The 16962-nt window shown below is 75.7% G+C and carries 13 protein-coding genes and 2 pseudogenes; 6 read left to right on the top strand and 9 right to left on the bottom strand.

The features are described 5' to 3' along the window. The 8 genes and pseudogenes from A2U95_RS18385 to A2U95_RS18350 all read right to left on the bottom strand — a co-directional run. Nucleotides 1-681, bottom strand: a pseudogene (locus A2U95_RS18385) (hypothetical protein); the annotation flags it as partial. 94 nt (nucleotides 682-775) lie between these two features. Beyond that, entirely contained in the window at nucleotides 776-1663 is an 888-nt protein-coding gene (locus A2U95_RS18380; RefSeq protein ID WP_166023904.1) for a hypothetical protein, read from the bottom strand. Nucleotides 1664-1733: 70 nt separating this feature from the next. Next, nucleotides 1734-3263, bottom strand: a complete 1530-nt coding sequence (locus A2U95_RS18375; protein ID WP_166023902.1) for a hypothetical protein — start codon at nucleotides 3261-3263, stop codon at nucleotides 1734-1736. 59 nt (nucleotides 3264-3322) lie between these two features. Next, a complete protein-coding gene (locus tag A2U95_RS18370; RefSeq protein ID WP_166023900.1) occupies nucleotides 3323-4354 on the bottom strand; it encodes an SGNH/GDSL hydrolase family protein in 1032 nt (343 codons plus the stop codon). Beyond that, complete coding sequence (locus tag A2U95_RS18365; protein ID WP_166023898.1) at nucleotides 4351-5511, bottom strand: glycosyltransferase; 1161 nt, start codon at nucleotides 5509-5511, stop codon at nucleotides 4351-4353. The genes A2U95_RS18370 and A2U95_RS18365 overlap by 4 nt, the downstream gene beginning before the upstream one ends. Then, nucleotides 5508-6635: a glycosyltransferase family 4 protein gene (locus A2U95_RS18360; RefSeq protein WP_166023896.1), complete on the bottom strand. Its 1128-nt coding sequence runs from the start codon at nucleotides 6633-6635 to the stop codon at nucleotides 5508-5510. Before A2U95_RS18360 ends, A2U95_RS18365 begins: the two co-directional genes overlap by 4 nt. Before the next feature lie 345 nt (nucleotides 6636-6980). Continuing rightward, nucleotides 6981-8399, bottom strand: coding sequence for a HEAT repeat domain-containing protein (locus tag A2U95_RS18355; protein WP_166023894.1), 1419 nt, complete (start codon nucleotides 8397-8399; stop codon nucleotides 6981-6983). Between the two features lie 326 nt (nucleotides 8400-8725). Next, the gene (locus A2U95_RS18350) at nucleotides 8726-9118 is read right to left on the bottom strand and encodes an ankyrin repeat domain-containing protein (protein WP_166023892.1); all 393 of its coding nucleotides are present in this window, start codon (nucleotides 9116-9118) and stop codon (nucleotides 8726-8728) included. A 459-nt stretch (nucleotides 9119-9577) separates the two neighbouring features. On the opposite strand from A2U95_RS18350, the gene A2U95_RS18345 reads away from it, so the two are divergent. Next, a complete protein-coding gene (locus tag A2U95_RS18345; protein ID WP_166023891.1) occupies nucleotides 9578-9772 on the top strand; it encodes a hypothetical protein in 195 nt (64 codons plus the stop codon). Between the two features lie 104 nt (nucleotides 9773-9876). Next, complete coding sequence (locus A2U95_RS18340) at nucleotides 9877-11568, top strand: hypothetical protein (RefSeq protein ID WP_206282904.1); 1692 nt, start codon at nucleotides 9877-9879, stop codon at nucleotides 11566-11568. 58 nt (nucleotides 11569-11626) lie between these two features. On the opposite strand, the gene A2U95_RS18335 is transcribed toward A2U95_RS18340, so the two are convergent. Then, complete coding sequence (locus A2U95_RS18335) at nucleotides 11627-13126, bottom strand: SCO1417 family PLP biosynthesis transcription factor (RefSeq protein WP_166023889.1); 1500 nt, start codon at nucleotides 13124-13126, stop codon at nucleotides 11627-11629. Nucleotides 13127-13224: 98 nt separating this feature from the next. Here A2U95_RS18335 and yczE point away from each other — a divergent pair. The 4 genes and pseudogenes from yczE to A2U95_RS18315 all read left to right on the top strand — a co-directional run. Further along, a pseudogene (gene yczE / locus A2U95_RS18330) lies at nucleotides 13225-13842 on the top strand (membrane protein YczE); the annotation flags it as partial. Nucleotides 13843-14087: 245 nt separating this feature from the next. Continuing rightward, nucleotides 14088-14858, top strand: a complete 771-nt coding sequence (locus A2U95_RS18325; protein ID WP_166023887.1) for a glycerophosphodiester phosphodiesterase family protein — start codon at nucleotides 14088-14090, stop codon at nucleotides 14856-14858. Between the two features lie 37 nt (nucleotides 14859-14895). Continuing rightward, nucleotides 14896-16242, top strand: a complete 1347-nt coding sequence (locus tag A2U95_RS18320) for an MFS transporter (RefSeq protein WP_166023885.1) — start codon at nucleotides 14896-14898, stop codon at nucleotides 16240-16242. A gap of 266 nt (nucleotides 16243-16508) precedes the next feature. Further along, nucleotides 16509-16886 (top strand): RNA polymerase-binding protein RbpA, encoded by a 378-nt coding sequence (locus A2U95_RS18315; RefSeq protein WP_108957122.1) that lies wholly within the window; start codon nucleotides 16509-16511, stop codon nucleotides 16884-16886. Nucleotides 16887-16962 lie beyond the last annotated feature (76 nt).

Below are 16962 nucleotides of genomic sequence, written 5' to 3'. Positions count from 1 at the left end.
CCGGAAGAGTTCGGGGTCGAGGCCGAGCTCTCCGAGGTGCTCGGTCCAGCGCTCGTGGATCTCCTCCCAGTGCACCTCGAGGTGCGGGTAGAACCTGCCCGCCTCGGTGAGGGCGTCCCGGAAGCCCTTCATCGTGCGGCGTCGGCCGCGGGCTCCCGAGGCGCCCTCGGCCGCCGGGCGCATCGCGGTGGACTCGGCCACCGGCAGGCCGTCCAGGTTCAGGCCGGGGCCGGGCCGGAAGGAGTACCAGGCCTCGGCGAACTTCCGCGGGTCGCTGGAGACCTGGCGTCCCCGCCATTCGCTGACCTTGCCGACGACGACCAGTTCGCCGGTGCGGGTGTGCTGCCACTCCAGGGCGACGTGGCCGCAGTCCTCGGCGAGCAGGAACTTGCGCAGCACGCCGGAACTGGCGCCGCCGAGCGTGTTGCGGTGGCCCGGCAGCATCACCGAGAAGATCAGCTTGAGCAGGACGGACTTGCCGCCGCCGTTCTCCAGGAAGAGCACGCCGGCGGGGGCCGGGCGGCGCGGCGGGCCGGACGGCTCGTCCTGGAAGAACTCCGCCTGCGCGGGCGCGGGGTCGGGCACGGGCTCGCCCACGCCCCGCAGGTCCAGCACGGTGTCGGCGTACCGCGCGCCGGCCGGTCCGATGGAGTAGAGGCGGATCCGGGACAGCTCGTACATGGGGGCTCTCGTCAGTCTTCCGTGCGCCGGTTCGGGCAGTGGGGGCGTCGGGCGGGGTGGGTGTCGGGCGGTGGGGCGGCCGCGGGCGTCGCGGTCAGGAGTGGAAGGGCAGTCCCGCGTCGGCGGCCAGGTCGAGGTCGTCGGTGTCGTCCGGCGGCAGCAGGGTGGCGGTGCCGTCGGAGACCGGGACGACGCCCAGCTCCAGCAGTTCGCCCATCGCCGCGCCGCTCGCCATGTCGCGGACCTGGAGCTGGTAGCGGGCGGTGGTGCGGTAGGTGCCGCCGCCCTCGTCGCCGGTGCGCTGCAGGAAGCCGGAGTCCGCGAGGAAGGCGACCGCCTTGGCGACGATGCCGGTGGTGGAGCCGGCCAGGCGGCGGGAGTCCTTGGTGGCGCCGGTGGCGCTGCGCCGGGACCAGATCCGCCAGGCCGCCTCCAGGCCGGGGGCGTCGCTGGCCGGGTCGGTGTTCTCGCCCTGTTCCTCGGCACGCTGCTCCAGGCGCCGGCATGCCTGGCGGACGAAGGCGTCCACGCCGTTGACGGTGAGCCGCCCGATGTAGCCGTCGTCGGCGAGGTCCTCCGGCCGCGGGAAGGCGAGCGCGGCGACGGCGAGGTGGGCCAGGCCGTGCAGGAACCGGTCGGCGGTGTCGGAGGAGGCGCGACGGGCGTAGTCGCCCATCCGGACGGCGAAGACGGAGCCCTCGGCGGCGGTCACCGCCATGCCGGCGCGGGGGGAGACCTCCAGCACGACGAGGCCGAGCCCGGTGGCGACGGCGTCGGCGAGCCGGGCGAACGGCGGGTCCTCGCGGTAGCGGCGCAGCAGGTCGGCGTACTCCTGGTCGCGGGCGGGCTGCAGCTTGGGCTGGAGGCCGAAGGCGACGAGGCGGGCGGCGTCGGAGGTGTCCGCGGGCGACACGGCGGGCGTCACGGCGGCGGCCTGGGGGGCGGTCGCCGCGGTGTCGCTCCACTCGGCGGACTCGGTCACTGCTGGTGCTCCTCGGTGCGGTCGTACACGTGCGGGGGAAGGGCGGGGCGCGGGGCGGGCGGCCGGGCGGTCAGGCGGACTCGAGCCGGTCCGCCGCCATGCCCGCCGCGTCCAGCAGGGCGGTGCCCACGATGAGGTCGGCGCCGCCGAACTCGGGATCGTCGAGTTCGGTGCCGTCGTCCACCGCGAACAGCAGGCGCGGCTCGCCCTGCCGGTAGGCGGTGCCGACCGGCGGGCTGGCGGCGTGGATCGCGAGCAGGGCGACCAGGTAGGGCAGGTCGGGGTCCCGGCGCCGGGCGTCGTCGAGCAGACCGGACAGGCGGCGGGGCGCGTCGGGCTGCAGGTCGAGGAGTTCGGTGGCGGCGGCCAGCTGCTCCTCGCTGAACCGGCTGTCGTCCGGGGTGGCGATCAGGTCGGGCTCGGGCATCTCGGCGCCCAGGTGCTCGCGTTCGGCCGGCGGCGTGAGCAGCAGGTCGACCAGGTCGCCGAGGCGGACCGAGCCGGGGGTGCGCAGGCCGGTGCCGTGCGCGAAGAAGGCGTCGGTGACCCGGATCGACTGCTCGACCGGCAGGGGCAGGACGGGCGCGAGGAGCTGGCCGTACAGGTCGGTGCCGGCGGTGCGGGCGGGGGCGGCGAAGGCCTGGCGGTCCTGCTCGGCGCGGAACAGCGGGCCGGCCTCCAGCAGCCGGGACTGGAGCTGGGTGTGGCGGCGGATGCAGTCCTTGACGATGTCCACCAGCTCCGCGGCACGGCGCTTCTGGCCGGGGTCCTCGGACTCGTCGCGGGCCTTGCGTATGTTGGTGAGGATCGCGTTCTCGTGCCGGTAGCGGTCGGCGACGTGCTCCAGTGCCTCGGCGATCATGTCGGGCACGGTGTTGAGCCAGTCGACGGCGCGGACGTTGCGCCGGGTGGCCTCCAGGGCGCGGCGCAGCGTCTCCGAGTACTGGACGGTGCGGTAGCGGGCCTGTTCGGCGGCGAGCTGGGCGTCGGCGAGGCGGCCGCGGCTGATGAGCACCTCGAGCTTGACCTCGGCGGCGATCTGCGCGCTGGTGACGTCGGTGTCCAGGGCGCCGACCAGGACGTTGACGGCCTCGTCGGTGGTCCGCAGGTACACGCCGCCGCCGGGGCCGGGCACCTCCTCGATCAGCTTGAAGTCGTAGTCGCGGCGGACGTAGACGCCGTCGGCGGTGAAGGTGCCGTAGACCGCCCGGAAGCCGCGGTCCACGCTGCCGACGTTGATCAGGCTCTCCAGGACCCAGCGGGCCACCCGCTCGTGCTCGGCGGTGGGGCGGTGGGGGGCCTGGGCGGCGACGCGGGGGGTCAGGCGGGCGACGATCTGCTCGTGGTCGGCCCCGGTGTCGAAGTCCATGGTGAGGGTGACCAGGTCGATGGCGGCGAGCGCCACCTCGGCCATGCCGTAGACCGTGAACTCGCCCGAGAGGTTGGCCTTGCGCGCGTCCAGGTCGTGCAGCGGGGCGGTGCAGGCGAGCGCGCGCAGGCGTCTGGCCAGGCCCTCGTCGGCTGCCGGGCCCGCGGCGGGGCGCGGCAGCGCGGAACCGGGGCGCGGCGGTTCGACGGGGGTCGTCACGGGCGATGTCACGGTGCACAGAGTAGGTGCTCGGGGTGACACCGGTCGAAACGACGCGTATGCGACGGCCGTCACGGACGCGGCGCGGAGGGCGGGGTGATGCCCGCGAGCGCCGAGGTGACGGCGCGGGAGGCCTCCACGTCCAGGCGTGCGGTGGCGCCCGGCGTCCGGTGCCCGGCCTCGGCGGCGGCCAGACGCAGCAGCTCGGGCAGCAGGTCCACGCTGCGGCGCGCCAGCCAGGCGGTGCCCCGGGTCGCCATCCACCACGCCCCCGCGCCGCGCGGCGGCGGCGGGGACTGCGGCTCGGGCCCGGGCGGGGAGCCGGTGGCGAGGCCGGCGTCGGCCAGCAGGGCGTGGAACGCGCGGGCCAGTGTCCGGTGGCCGCGTTCGCCCGGGTGCAGCCGGTCCACGCTCCACATCGCCGGGTCGGTCGTCCACCTCCCGTCGGCGGCGTGCAGGTGCAGCGCGCCGTACCGCCCGGACAGGACGTGGACCACCTCGTTGACGCCCCGCTGGCGCCGGGCCAGCGGGGTCGCCAGGGCGCGCGGCAGCCGCAGCATCGCGCCCGGGTCGGGCAGGCAGGCGGTGAGCAGGACGGCCCGCCGGGCGGTGACGGCCGCGTAGACGGTGTCCAGACGGCGGGCCACGGCGTGGATGTCGAAGGAGCCGCGCAGGGTGTCGTTGACCCCCACGACGACGGAGACCAGGTCGGGGCGGAGTTCCAGGGCCACCGGCAGCTGCCGATCCGCCACGTCGCGGGTGAGCGCGCCGCTGACCGCCAGGTTGGCGAATTCCGCCCGGCCGCCGAGGGACTGGGCCAGCAGTGCGGCCCAGCCGCGGCGGCCCCGGCCGACCGGGTCGCCCACGCCCTCGGTGAGGGAGTCGCCGAGGGCCACGAAGCGCAGGGGCGCGGGGCCGCGGCGCGGCACGGACTTCTGCCCGGGCAGGTCCGGCAGCGCGGGCGGGCGCGGGTCGGAGGCCGACGGTGGGGACGGGGCGGGGAGCGACGGTGAGGACCGGTCGGAGGCCGACGGAGAGGACGGGTGGGCGGGCTGGGCGGTGGGCGGGCGGACGGTCGTGGACAGTTCCTCGTGGATGCTCATGGGGTCCTCACCCTCGGGGCGGCGTCGTGGGCGGAGAGGAAGCCGCGGACCGCGGCGTCCCAGCCGAAGCGTTCGGCCCGGGCGCGGGCGGCGGCCCGCCGGGTCCGCTCGGGGACCGCGAGCAGCCGGCGCACCCCGGCCGCGAAGGCCTCGCCGTCGTCGCGGGCGGTCGCGCCGGCCGGGCCGATCACCTCCGGCAGCGCGGAGGAGGCGCTGGCGACCACGGGGGTCCCGCACGCCATGGCCTCCAGGGCGGCGAGCCCGAAGGTCTCGGCGGGCCCGGGCGCGAGACACACGTCGGCGGCGGCCTGGAGCGCGGCCAGCCGGGCGCGGTCCTCGACGTGGCCGAGGAAGACGACGGGCAGCGCGTCCCGTTCGGCCCGCCGCCGCAGCCCTTCCCGCAGCGGTCCCTCGCCCGCGACGACGAGGACGGCGCGCTCACCCTGCCGCAGCAGGGCGTGCAGGGCCTCCAGCGCCGTGCCGGGACGTTTCTCCACCGACAGGCGGGAGCAGAGCACCAGCAGCCGCTCGTCCGCCCGGGCGTACCGGGCCCGTTCGGCGGGGTCGCGGAGCGCCGGACGGCGGTGCCGGAGGTCGACGCCGAGCGGCGCGCGGACCACGTTGCGGGCACCGGTCCGCAGGAACTCCCGCTCGGCGTACCCGGTCGTGCAGACGACGCGGGTGTAGGCCCGCGCGGTACGGATGTTGAGGCGGTCGGCGGCGCGGCGCGCGGCGCCCTCGGGCAGTCCCCAGGTGCGCAGCACGCCGTCGGCGCTCTCGTGCGCGACCATCACCGCGCGGACCCCCGCGCGGCGGGCCCACTCGCCGGTCCAGCGCAAGGTGGTCCGGTCGCTCACCTCCAGCCGGTCGGGGGCCAGTTCCCGCAGCAGGGCGGCCAGGCGCCGTCTGCCGGTGAGCACCCGGTAGCCGCCGGTGCCGGGCACCACGGGGGCGGGCAGGGTGATCACCCTGCCCTGCCCGGTCTCCCGGTCCCCGGCCTCGGCGCCCGGCACGACCAGGACCGGGCGGTGGCCCGCGGCCGCGTATCCGGCGCCGAGTTCGCGCAGGGCGGTGCGCAGTCCGCCGGAGGACGGGGAGACGAAGTTGGCGAGCCGCACGATGGTCAGCGGCCGGTCGGCGGGGAGGGCGGGGGTCACGCGGTCACCGCCGTCCTGGCACGCAGCACCTCGGCGTAGTGGGTGATCAGGCTGTCCCCCACCGCCTGCCAGGTGCGCCCCTCGACGGTGGCACGCGCCGCCGTCCCGTAGGCGGCCCGCCGTGCGGGCCGTGCGGCGAGCAGGCGGACCGCCTCGCGCAGGGCGTCCGCGTCGAGCGGCGGGACCAGCAGACCGGTCCGGCCCGGCTCCACCAGGTCCAGGGGCCCTCCGGCGGCGGGGGCGATCACCGGCAGGCCGCTGGCCATCGCCTCCTGGACGGTCTGGCAGAAGGTCTCGAACGGTCCCGTGTGGGCGAAGACGTCGAACGAGGCGAAGACCCTGGCGAGTTCGGCGCCGGTGAGGGCGCCGAGGAGGGTGGCGCCGGGCAGCGCGTCCGCCACCGAGGCGCGGCTGGGGCCGTCCCCGACCACCACCACCTTGACGCCGGGCAGGGCGCAGACGCCGGCGAGCAGTTCGACGTGCTTCTCGGGGGCGAGGCGGCCGACGTATCCGACGATCAGCTCGCCGTCCGGGGCGAGGCGACGGCGCAGGACCTGGTCGCGGCGGGCCGGGTGGAACCGGTCGGTGTCCACGCCTCGGGGCCACAGCCGCACCCGCGGGATTCCGTGCGCCTCGAGGTCCGCCTGGGCGGAGCGGGAGGGGGCGAGGGTGCGGTCGGCGGCGGTGTGGACGCGCCGTATGCGGCGCCAGGCCGTGCCGGAGCCCGCCCCGACGTAGGTGCGGGCGTAGCCGGCGAGGTCGGTCTGGTACACCGCGACGGCGGGTACGCCGAGGCGGGCGGCGGCGGCCATGCCGCGGACGCCGAGGACGAACGGGCCGGCCAGGTGCACGATGTCGGGGCGGTGCTCCTCCAGGGCCGCGGTGACCCGCCGGCTCGGGAGGGCGACGCGGACCTGCGGGTAGCCGGGGAGGGGGATCGACGGGACGCGGACGACGGGGCACGGGGCGAGGCGGTCGTCCTCCGCGTCCGCCGGGGCGGTCGCGGGAGCGACGACGAGGGGGGTGTGGCCGCGGGCGGCGAGGTGCCGGGCGGTCTGGTGGGCGCAGTGGGCCACGCCGTTCAGGTCGGGCGGGTACGACTCGGTGACGATGACGACACGCATGTCCGCGTTGTCGTCACCGTGGGCGTGGGGCGGTCGACGGGGACGTGTCCGGCCGCGGAACGTCCCGTGAGCGTTGTCCTTCGCCGCCGCCGGGGCGCCTCGTCCCGCCGTCCCGGCCGCGGGCGGCGGGAGCGCCGCCGGGCCGGGCCCCGGCGGACGGCGTCCTTCCCGCCCGGGCCCTTCCTCTTCCCGCGGGGCTCCGGGAGGGCTCCGTCCTCGCGGAGCGGGCCGTCACGGGCCCACGCGGGGCCCGTTCTCCCGTGCCGCGTTCCCGCGGCGCGACCGTGCACGGACGCGAACGGCTCGCCCCGCGCCCCGCCCCCGGGTGCGGGGTGCGGGGCGGGGTCAGGCGGCGGACTTGTCGGTGGCGATGCGGGTGCGGACGGCGAGCTGGACGTCGTCCTCCTCGGCGGGGTCGGCGGCGAGGCGGCGGAGGCGCTCGGCGACGCGGGCGTCACCCGTCTCGGCGTGCCGTGCGGCCAGTTCGCGCGTGCTCTCCTCGCAGTCCCACAGGCATTCGACCGCGAAGCCCGCGGCGAACGAGGGGTCGGTGGCGGCGAGGGCCCGCGCGGTCCGCCCGCGCAGGGAGGAGGAGGCCGTCTCGCGGTAGACGTGCCGCAGCACCGGCGCGGCGCAGGCGATGCCGAGGCGTCCGGCGCCGTCGACCAGGGTCCACAGGGTGGGCGCGTCCGGTCCCTCGGTCCGCACGGCGGTGCGCAGCGCGGCGAGCACCAGCGCGCCGTCCCGGGCGTCGCCGCGCAGGGCGAGCACCCGTCCGGCCGCCGCGCCGAGCGGGTCGGGCCGGTGGGACCAGGCGCGGGCCGCGTCGACGGCCCCGGCGGACCGCATCCGCTCGAAGGCGTCCACGGCGGCTTCCTGGACGGCGGCCGAGCCGTCGGCCACGGCGGCGTCGATCAGCTCCAGGGCCTGCGGGTCGCCGGTGTCGGCGAGGTGGCGCAGGGCGGCGCAGCGGGCGCCGTCGGGGCCGGACCCGGCGGCCTCCAGCAGTTCGGGACGGTCCTCGGGACCGGCCACGGCGAGCAGGCACCGGGCGGCGGGCGCGTGGAGCTGCGCACCCCGCTCGGCGCCCTGCTGGGCCCAGTCGAGGATGGCGCGCACGCCCCAGGAGGGCCGCGGGCCGGTGGAGTCGAGCTGGCGCTGCCAGCGGTCGAAGCAGGCGGCCTCGCGGGCCGCGCGGATCCGGTCGCGGACGGCGGGGCGCGGGTCGTCGGCCCACAGGCGCCAGGGCCGGGGCTCGAAGGCGTCGCGCACCATGGCGGCCAGTTCGGCGTCGCCCTCGGGGCCGGCGGGGAAGCGGGCCAGCACCGGCACGGCGAGGGCGCGCAGCCCGGCGTCGTCGTCGCGCAGGGCGAGCTCGTCGAGGGCCCAGGCCCAGTTCGTGCCCTGTGCCGCGTAGCGGCGCAGCAGCTCCAGGGCGTCCCGCCGGCCGTAGGAGGCGAGGTGACCGAGGACGGACAGGGCGAGCCCGGTGCGGTTCTCCTCGGGATCGAGGACGTCGTCGGGCCCCAGGAGGTGGGCCTCGACGGCCTCCAGGCCGCCGTCGAGGTCGAGGCAGAGCCGGGCGTAGTAGAGGGAGCGGTTCTCCAGCTGCCAGTCGTGGCGCGGATCGTGGAGCACGCACCGGTCGAGGGCCTCGAGCGCCTCGGCACGGGGGGCGGTGAGCGCGTGCAGGGTCCCGTCGCCTCGGCCCCGCTGAAGCAGGCCGAGCAGGGTGCCGCTGGGCGCTATGACCGGATCGAACATGGGAAACAGCCTCACATCAAGCGTCGACGCAACCGGGAGATCACTGCACCTGGCCGCGACAACACGTCCGGGCTCCCGCCGTTTTCTGCTCGTGGTAGACCATTTTCCTCTGCCTCTCGTCGGTGGTCCTTCCGGACCGGTCACGGTCCACGCGGTTCGGCAACTCCTGCCCAACCGTCGCGTCCGTGAATCACCGGGCCATCATGACTCGCCGGTTCGCCGCGTGGCGACCGGATTTCGGTGCGGCCGTCCGGATCGCTCCTTCGGATCTTCCCGGCGGGACGTCCGGCGTCGCCCGAGGTCAGCGCGGTGCGACCGGGCAAGTGTCAGGCGGAGCCGAAGAGTTCGAGCACCTCGGTCCGCCCGAACATGCGGGCGGTGTCGACGGCCGAGGGGGTTCCGGCCGCCGGGTCGGCACCGCCCTCCAGCAGCGCCCGGACGACCTCCGCCTCCCCCTTGAAGACGGCGCCCGCCAGCGGTGTCTGACCGCGGTCGTTGACCCGGTCCGCCTGCGCGCCGCGGGCCAGCAGGGCGCGCACCGTCCCGGCGTGGCCGTGGTAGGCGGCCAGCATGATCAGGCAGTCGCCCCGGTCGTTGGTGAGGTCCGCCGGGACGCCCGCGTCCAGGTAGGAGACGAGCGCCGCGGTCTCCCCCTTGCGCGCCATCTCGAAGATCCTGGTCGCGAGCTCCACGACCTCCGGATCGGGGGCTTCGGTCATCGCCGGGTCCGCCTCTCTCCTCGCGCGGCCGTCCGGTGCACCGCCGCCTGCCTGCTCGTCCGCCGGTCCGGTCCGCCGTCCGGCGCAGTCGGCCGGCGGGCGGTCGTCCGGACGACCGGACCACGCAGAGCCTACGGCGTCCGGGGAAACCGCCGGCCGAGGGCTCCCTCCGGGGGTGCGCACCGGAACACACGCTCCACCGTACGAGTGAATCGACGACACGCCGGACGCCACTGCCCGGCCCCCGCCCCGAAGACGGTGAGGATCGTCGGCGGCCGCGCGGGGCCGGGCGCGGCCCGTCCGTACGGCACGCGGCGGCCGGAACCCGGCAGGACGCCTCCACCATGCGGGGGAAATCAGCGGTAAATCACTCAGTTGCACCTTTTGTCGTATGGATACATGCTGTGATCCTGGAACAACTCGTGGTGACTGTCCCCACCCGAACACCAGGAGAACCTCATGATCCTCTCCATCTCCGGCGTCGTGCTCTTCGGCATCATCGTCTTCCTGTTCTTCAGGAAGGACGGCCTCAAGGCCTCGCACGCCGTCGTCTCGGTCCTGTTCGGCTTCTACCTCTCCAGCACGGCGATCGCGCCGAGCATCAAGGCCGGCGGCGAGAGCCTCGCGAGCCTGCTGGGCGGGCTGAAGTTCTGATCCCGCACGTGACCCCGCGCGTGAAGCCGGACGTGACCCCGGGCGGGTCCGCCCCCGCCCTCCATCCCGCAACCACCCCTCGGCACGGAAACCAGGAGACCTCAGTGGCCCGGCGTCCCCTCCCCCGCATCCTGCGCACCGGCGGCGAGCACCTCGCCCGCGGCCGGGAGCTGGCCCGGACGGCGGGCGCCGGCGCCACGGACGTCCTCCATCCGGTGATCACGGTGGCCCGCGGGCTGGGCCGCCTGACCGTCGTGTCCCGGCGGAGGTGGACGGACACCCCCAAGGACCGGCGCGGACCGCTGCTGTTCCTGGGGGCGTCGGTGCTCCTGGCGGTCGTCCTGACGCCCTACGGCGCCCTGCTGGCCGCCGCCGCGCTGATGGCGGCGGCCGCGTGGAGGGGCCGGGACCGGGCGGGGCGGCCGGCGGGAGCCCCCGACGACGAGCAGGCCCAGCGCCTGAGGTCGTTCTACGAGGCCCTGGTCCCCCACTTCTCCGTCACCGAGGACCCCGTTCCCCTCTACTCGCACGGCGGGGACTGGCAGGAGCCCTTCGAGGCCCACGAGTTCGACGGCGCCGGCCGGGTCGCCCGGCTGGTGCTGCGTTATCCCGCCTACTTCGCCGACGGGGAGGCCGAGGCCCGCGTCCGGGTCGAGCAGACGCTGCTCGCCAAGGCCGGGCGGGGCCGCGAGTACCGGTTCGTCTGGGAGGAGGAGGCGAACCGGCTCACCCTGGAGGTGCTGCCGCCGCTGCCCACGGACATCGCGGCGCAGGCCTTCGACACCGCGCCGGGCGAGACCGTCCTCGGCGTCACCGACCCGCCCGAGGTCTCGTGCGCACTCGCGCCGGACGCCGGCGAGCGGGGCGGGGAGGTCCGCCCGGTCGTGTGGCGCACCGGCTCCCGGTCCACCGAGCCGCACCTGCTGGCGCTGGGCTCCCCCGGCAGCGGCACGTCGACGCTGCTGCGGTGCCTCGTCCTGCAGGCACTGCGCCACGGCGACGTGCTGATCGTGGACGGGGGCGCCGCCGGGGAGTACGCCTGCCTCGTCGGGCGCAGCGGCGTGGTGGCGGTGGAGTGCTCCCCCGCGGGCGCGCGCGCCTCGCTGGAGTGGGCGGTGCGCGAGACGGAACGCCGGCTGATCGCCGCCAGCCGGGCGAGGCAGTCCGGCATCCCGGTCCCGGAGGACGCGCGGCGGCCCCTGTGGATCGTGGTGGACCGCCCGGCCGCGCTGGGCCACCTGGCGGCGGCCGAGGGCGGCGGCGACCCGCAGGCGCTGCTCCAGGTGCCGCTGCGGCACGGCCGGGCGGCAGGCGTGACGGTGGTCGTCGCCGAGCACCTGGAGAACGCGGACGCCCTGGGCGAGGCGGTGCGGCAGCACACGCGGGCGCGGGTTCTGCTGGGGCCGTCCTCGGTGCCGCAGCTCGCGGCGGTGCTGGGCACGGCGCCCCGCACCACCCCGCCGTCGCTGGTGCCCGCCGGCCGGGGGTACGTGCGGCTGGGAGCGGGCCCGGTGCTGCGGGTGCAGGTTCCGGCGACGCCGGACCCGTACGACGAGACCGCCGCGGAGGGGCAGCGCGAGGCGGTGCGGGAACTGCTGCCGCCCCGGACGGCGGGGACGGCGGCGTCCGCCGGCGAAGCGGGCACCGTGAACGAGGTGGCGGAGCCCCCGGAGGTGGCGGGGGTGCCGGCGGTCGACATCGTGAAGGACCCCAGGTCCCTGGACGAGCCGGGTCTTCCCGCCGGGACGGAGGCTGAGCCCCCCGAGCACGCCGAGCCCTCCCGGGCCGAGCTGTAGACGACCGGGCGGCAGCGACAGCGACAGCAACAGCGGCGGGGAAGGGCCGGGGCTCCCGTCAGGCCACGAACGCGCGGGTGGGTTCCGCGCCCAGCGGCGCCCCGGTCTCGACCAGGCGGACGGCGCGGGCCAGCCGGGAGGCCGCCTCCTCCGCGAGCGCGCCGCCCACCGTGAACGGCAGCCGGACGTAGCCCTCGAAGGCCCCGTCGACCCCGAAGCGGGGCCCGGAGGCCACCCGGACGCCCACCCGCTCCCCGGCGACGGCGATCCGCGAGCCGGAGAGCCCGCCCGCCCGGACCCAGAGGGTGAGCCCTCCGGCCGGCACCGTGAACTCCCAGGACGGCAGTTCCCGCCGGACCGCCGCGACCAGCGCGTCCCGGTTCTCGCGGGCCTGGGCGCGCCGCCAGGCGACGGCGTCCTCCCACTCCCCGGTGTCCATCAGCCAGGCCACCGCGAGCTGTTCCAGCACCGGGGTGCCGAGGTCGGCGTAGGCGCGGGCGGCGACCAGCGACCGGATGATCTCGGGCGCCGCCCGGACCCAGCCGATCCTCATCCCGGCCCAGAACGCCTTGCTGGCGGACCCCACCGTGATCACCGAGGAGCCGGCCGGGTCGAAGGCGCACATCGGCCGCGGCAGCTCCACGTCCTCGTCGAGTCGCAGTTCCCGCATGGTCTCGTCGGCGACCACGACCGTCCCCGCCGCCCGGGCGGCGTCGACCAGCAGCCGCCTGCGCTCCTCGTCGGCGAGCGCGCCCGTCGGGTTGTGGAAGTCCGCGACCACGTAGGCCAGGCGCGGCGCGGACTCGCGCAGCACCTGGCGCCAGCGCTCCATCTCCCAGCCCGAGGTCCCCTCCCCCATGGCGACCGGCACCAGTCGTGCGCCCGCCTCGCGGATCAGCTGGAGGATGTTGGCGTAGCTGGGCGACTCGACGGCGACCCGTTCGCCGCGTCCGGCGAAGAGGTGGCAGATGGCGTCGATGGCTCCCATGGCCCCCGTGGTCACCATGATCTGCTCCGGCATGGTGGGCACGCCGAGCTCGGTGTACCGGCGGGCGAGGGTGGCGCGCAGCGCGGGCAGTCCGGCCGGGTAGTCGCCGTGGGTGGTGGCGTACGGCGGCAGGTCGCCGAGGGCGCCCTGGACGGCTCGGGTCACCCACGGCTCGGGAGCGTTCAGCGCGGCGGTGCCCAGGTCGATGAGGGTTCCGAGGGACTCCGGCGGCAGCGGCTCCAGGCCGCGGGCGGGCAGCGGATTGCCGGGCGGGACGGCGGTCCAGCTGCCGGCGCCGCGCCGTGACTCCAGGAAGCCCTCGGCGCGCAGGGCCTCGTAGGCGGCGGCGACGGTGGTGCGGCTGACCGAGAGCGCCGAGGCGAGTTCCCGCTCCGCCGGCAGCCGGGCGGCGACCGGGACCCGGCCCTCGAGCACCAGCAGCCGGATGCCGTCGGCGAGGACCCGGTAGGCGGGCAGACGGCGGTCCCCGGGCCGGGGCGGCCGCTGCTGCTGCGCGGCGAGCTGCCGGGCCAGTTGGGCGGCTCCCACCACCGAGGTCCACCGTTGCATGCGTCCAGTCCACCTTCCCCGAATTGGCCCTGTCGAGCCGCGGGCCACACGCCACAGAGTGGCACGCACCGGTCCACGATCACCACAGGGGGTTCCTCTTGCCCGTCCGACGCCTCGTCCAGCTCTACGTCGGCCTCACGCTCTACGGGGCCAGTTGCGCGCTGCTGCTGCGCGCGGAACTCGGCCTCGAACCCTGGGGGGTCCTCAACCAGGGCGTGTCCGAACTGACCGGCCTGACCGTCGGCACCGTCTCCGTCCTGGTCGGCGCCCTGGTCCTGCTGCTCTGGATCCCCCTGCGGCAGCGCCCCGGTCTGGGCACCGTCTCCAACGTCTTCGTGGTGGGCCTCACCATGGACGCCACCCTCGCCCTCGTCCCCCCGGCCGACGGGCTCCCGGCCCGCTGGCTCCTGCTGCTCGCCGGTCTCGTCCTCAACGGGATCGCCTCCGGCCTCTACATATCCGCCGGCTTCGGCCCGGGTCCGCGGGACGGCCTGATGACGGGTCTGCACCGCCGCACGGGCCGCTCCCTGCGCCTGATGCGCACCGCCGTCGAGCTCTCCGTCGTGGCGACCGGCTTCCTGCTGGGCGGCACCGTCGGCGCGGGCACGCTGCTGTACGCGCTGGCCATCGGCCCCCTGGTCCAGTTCTTCCTCCGCCTCTTCGCCCCCGCCCTCGCCCTCACCCCCGCCTCCGCCCCGGATCCCGTCCCTGCCGCCGCCCCCACGGAGGCCCTCGTCGCGGACGTCTCCCCGGCGGACGCCTCCACCGCGGACGCCTCCACCGCGGACGCCTCCACCGCGGGCGCCTCCACCGCGGACTCCCCCTCCCTCGCGGGCCCGGACCCCACGCGTGGGCCCGCCCCCGCGGTCCGCACCGCGGATCCGGCGCCGTCCGCGGGACAGGCCCGGGCCCCCGAGGGCCCGCTCCCGGCCCGGGCCCCGCGGGACGCGATACTGCGTCCGTGACCACGACCCGCATCCGCCACCCGTACCTGGACCACCCCGGCCCGATCGCCTTCGCGCACCGGGGCGGGGACGCCGACGGGCTGGAGAACACCGCCGCCCAGTTCCGGCGCGCCGCCGACGCCGGCTACCGGTACATGGAGACCGACGTCCACGTCACCGCCGACGGCGTGCTGGTCGCCTTCCACGACGACACCCTGGACCGGGTGACCGACGGCACCGGCCGCATCGCCGAGCTGCCGTGGAGCGAGGTGCGGCAGGCACGGGTGGCCGGCCGGGAGCCGGTGCCGCTCTTCGCCGAACTGCTGGAGGCCTTCCCCGGCGTCCGCTGGAACGTGGACGTCAAGGAGGAGGGGGCCCTGCTCCCGCTGCTGGAACTGCTGGGGACCACGGCCTCCTGGGACCGGGTGTGCCTGGGGTCGTTCTCGGAGTCCCGGGTGGCGCGCGCCCGGCGGCTGGCCGGGCCCCGGCTGGCCACCTCGCTGGGCACCGCCGGGGTCCTGGGCCTGCGGCTGCGTTCCTGGGGCCTGCCCGTGGGCCCGCGCAGGTCCGCGCTGGCCGCCCAGGTCCCGGTGAGCCAGACCGGCGTCCCGGTGGTGGACCGCCGCTTCGTCCGGGCCGCGCACGCCCGCGGCCTGCAGGTACACGTCTGGACGATCAACGATTCCGTAGAAATGCACAGGCTCCTCGACCTGGGCGTGGATGGCATCATGACCGATCACATCGACACGCTGCGCGCGGTGATGGAGGACCGGGGCGTCTGGGCCTGACCACGCGCGGCTCCCATCGGCGCGAAGCGAGGATCGGGTGGGCGGCATCACGGTGCGGACGGACGGGGCCGGAACGGCCGGCGGACGTCGGCGCGAGCAGCGCGGCTGGTACTTCTACGACTGGGCCTGCTCGGTCTACTCGACGAGCGTGCTCACCGTCTTCCTCGGTCCCTACCTGACCTCGGTCGCCAAGGCCGCGGCCGACGAGGAGGGGCTGGTCCACCCGCTCGGGATACCCCTGAGCGCGGGCTCCTTCTTCGCCTACACGGTGTCCCTGTCGGTGGTCGTCGCGGTGCTGGTGATGCCGCTGGTCAGCGCCGTCGCGGACCGCACCGGACGGAAGAAGCCGCTGCTCGGGCTCTTCGCCTACCTCGGCGCAGCCGCCACCACCGGCATGTTCTTCCTGGACGGCGACCGCTACCTGCTGGGCGGCGCCCTGCTGATCGTCGCCAACGCCTCGCAGTCGGTGGCGGCCATGCTCTCCAACGCCTTCCTGCCTCAGATATCCACGCCCGAGGAACGCGACGCGGTCTCGTCCAAGGGCTGGGCGTTCGGGTACGCGGCGGGTGCGCTGATGCTCGTCCTGAACCTGGTGCTCTACACGATGCACGACTCCTTCGGCCTGACCGAGTCGACCGCGGTCCGCGTCTGCCTGGCCTCGGCGGGCGTCTGGTGGGGGGTGTTCGCCCTGGTTCCGCTGCGCCGCCTGCGCGACCGCCGGACCCCGGACGCCGGGTCCTCCGCCTCCACCCCGCGCCGCCTCCTCGAAACGCTGCGCGACATGCGCCGCCACCCGCTGACCCTGGCGTTCCTGCTGGCCTACCTGGTCTACAACGACGGCATCCAGACGGTGATCTCGCAGGCGGCGATCTTCGGCTCCGAGGAACTGGGGCTGGAGCAGTCCACCCTCATCACGGCGGTGCTGCTGGTGCAGGTGCTGGCCGTGGCCGGGGCGCTGGCCCTGGGCCGGATCGCCCGCAGGCACGGCGCCAAGCGCACCGTCCTCGGTTCGCTGGCCGCCTGGACCCTGGTGGTGGCCACCGCCTACTTCATGCCCTCCGGCGACACGGCCTGGTTCTTCGCCCTCGCGGCGGGCATCGGCCTGGTCATGGGCGGCAGCCAGGCGCTCTCGCGTTCGCTCTTCTCGCACCTGGTCCCGCCGGGCAAGGAGGCCGAGTACTTCGCCGCCTACGAGATCAGCGACCGGGGCACGAGCTGGCTCGGGCCCCTGGTCTTCGGACTGACGTACCAGCTCACCGGCAGCTACCGGGACGCCATCATCTCCCTGGTGATCTTCTTCGCGCTCGGATTCGTGCTCCTGGCCCGGATTCCTGTGCGGCGTGCCGTCGCCGAGGCGGGGAACACGGTTCCGGAGAAGCTCTGATGCTTTTGGACCCGGAGACGGCGGGGCGGTAGTGTACGCGTTTGGCCTGCCAGGCGTACCGTTACTGCGCGACAAAGGCGCCGCGACGTCGAGTGACATCTCCCGGCAGATGTGACAAACCGGGCGATGGTGGGTACAACAAGGGGCGGCTACGACGGCGACGCATTGGCGTGGAACGGGAATCTTTACCGCCGACCGGACGTTGAGCCGGATGACGACGACAGCGACACCTGTCCTGTGGGCGACAAGCCCGGGAGGCACGATTCATGAGTGAGCGAGCTCTTCGCGGCACGCGCCTCGTGGTGACCAGCTACGAGACCGACCGCGGCATCGACCTGGCCCCGCGCCAGGCGGTGGAGTACGCATGCGAGAAGGGGCACCGCTTCGAGATGCCCTTCTCGGTCGAGGCGGAGATCCCGCCGGAGTGGGAGTGCAAGGTCTGCGGGGCCCAGGCACTCCTGGTGGACGGCGACGGACCGGAGGAGAAGAAGGCGAAGCCGGCCCGTACGCACTGGGACATGCTCATGGAGCGCCGCACGCGTGAGGAACTCGAGGAAGTCCTCGAGGAGCGTCTCGCGGTGCTGCGGTCCGGGGCGATGAACATCGCCGTTCATCCTCGCGACACGCGACGCAAGTCGGCGTAGCTCCCCTTCGAGCGACGCACCCCGCGCACACGGCCGCGGGCGCCGTACGTGTTCCCACGTGCGGCGCCCGCGGCCG

The sequence above is a fragment of the Streptomyces chilikensis genome (genome assembly GCF_001642695.1).
Classification (GTDB): Bacteria; Actinomycetota; Actinomycetes; order Streptomycetales; family Streptomycetaceae; genus Streptomyces; species Streptomyces chilikensis.
This window is presented reverse-complemented; position numbering and strand designations above follow the sequence as displayed.

What these genes read in the sequence shown, in the direction of transcription:
- A2U95_RS18370 (WP_166023900.1), bottom strand. Translation starts at nt 4,354, where the DNA reads ATGAGCATCCACGAGGAACTGTCCACGACCGTCCGCCCGCCCACCGCC.
- A2U95_RS18360 (WP_166023896.1), bottom strand. Translation starts at nt 6,635, where the DNA reads ATGCGTGTCGTCATCGTCACCGAGTCGTACCCGCCCGACCTGAACGGC.
- A2U95_RS18355 (WP_166023894.1), bottom strand. Translation starts at nt 8,399, where the DNA reads ATGTTCGATCCGGTCATAGCGCCCAGCGGCACCCTGCTCGGCCTGCTT.
- A2U95_RS18350 (WP_166023892.1), bottom strand. Translation starts at nt 9,118, where the DNA reads ATGACCGAAGCCCCCGATCCGGAGGTCGTGGAGCTCGCGACCAGGATC.
- A2U95_RS18345 (WP_166023891.1), top strand. Translation starts at nt 9,578, where the DNA reads ATGATCCTCTCCATCTCCGGCGTCGTGCTCTTCGGCATCATCGTCTTC.
- A2U95_RS18335 (WP_166023889.1), bottom strand. Translation starts at nt 13,126, where the DNA reads ATGCAACGGTGGACCTCGGTGGTGGGAGCCGCCCAACTGGCCCGGCAG.
- A2U95_RS18315 (WP_108957122.1), top strand. Translation starts at nt 16,509, where the DNA reads ATGAGTGAGCGAGCTCTTCGCGGCACGCGCCTCGTGGTGACCAGCTAC.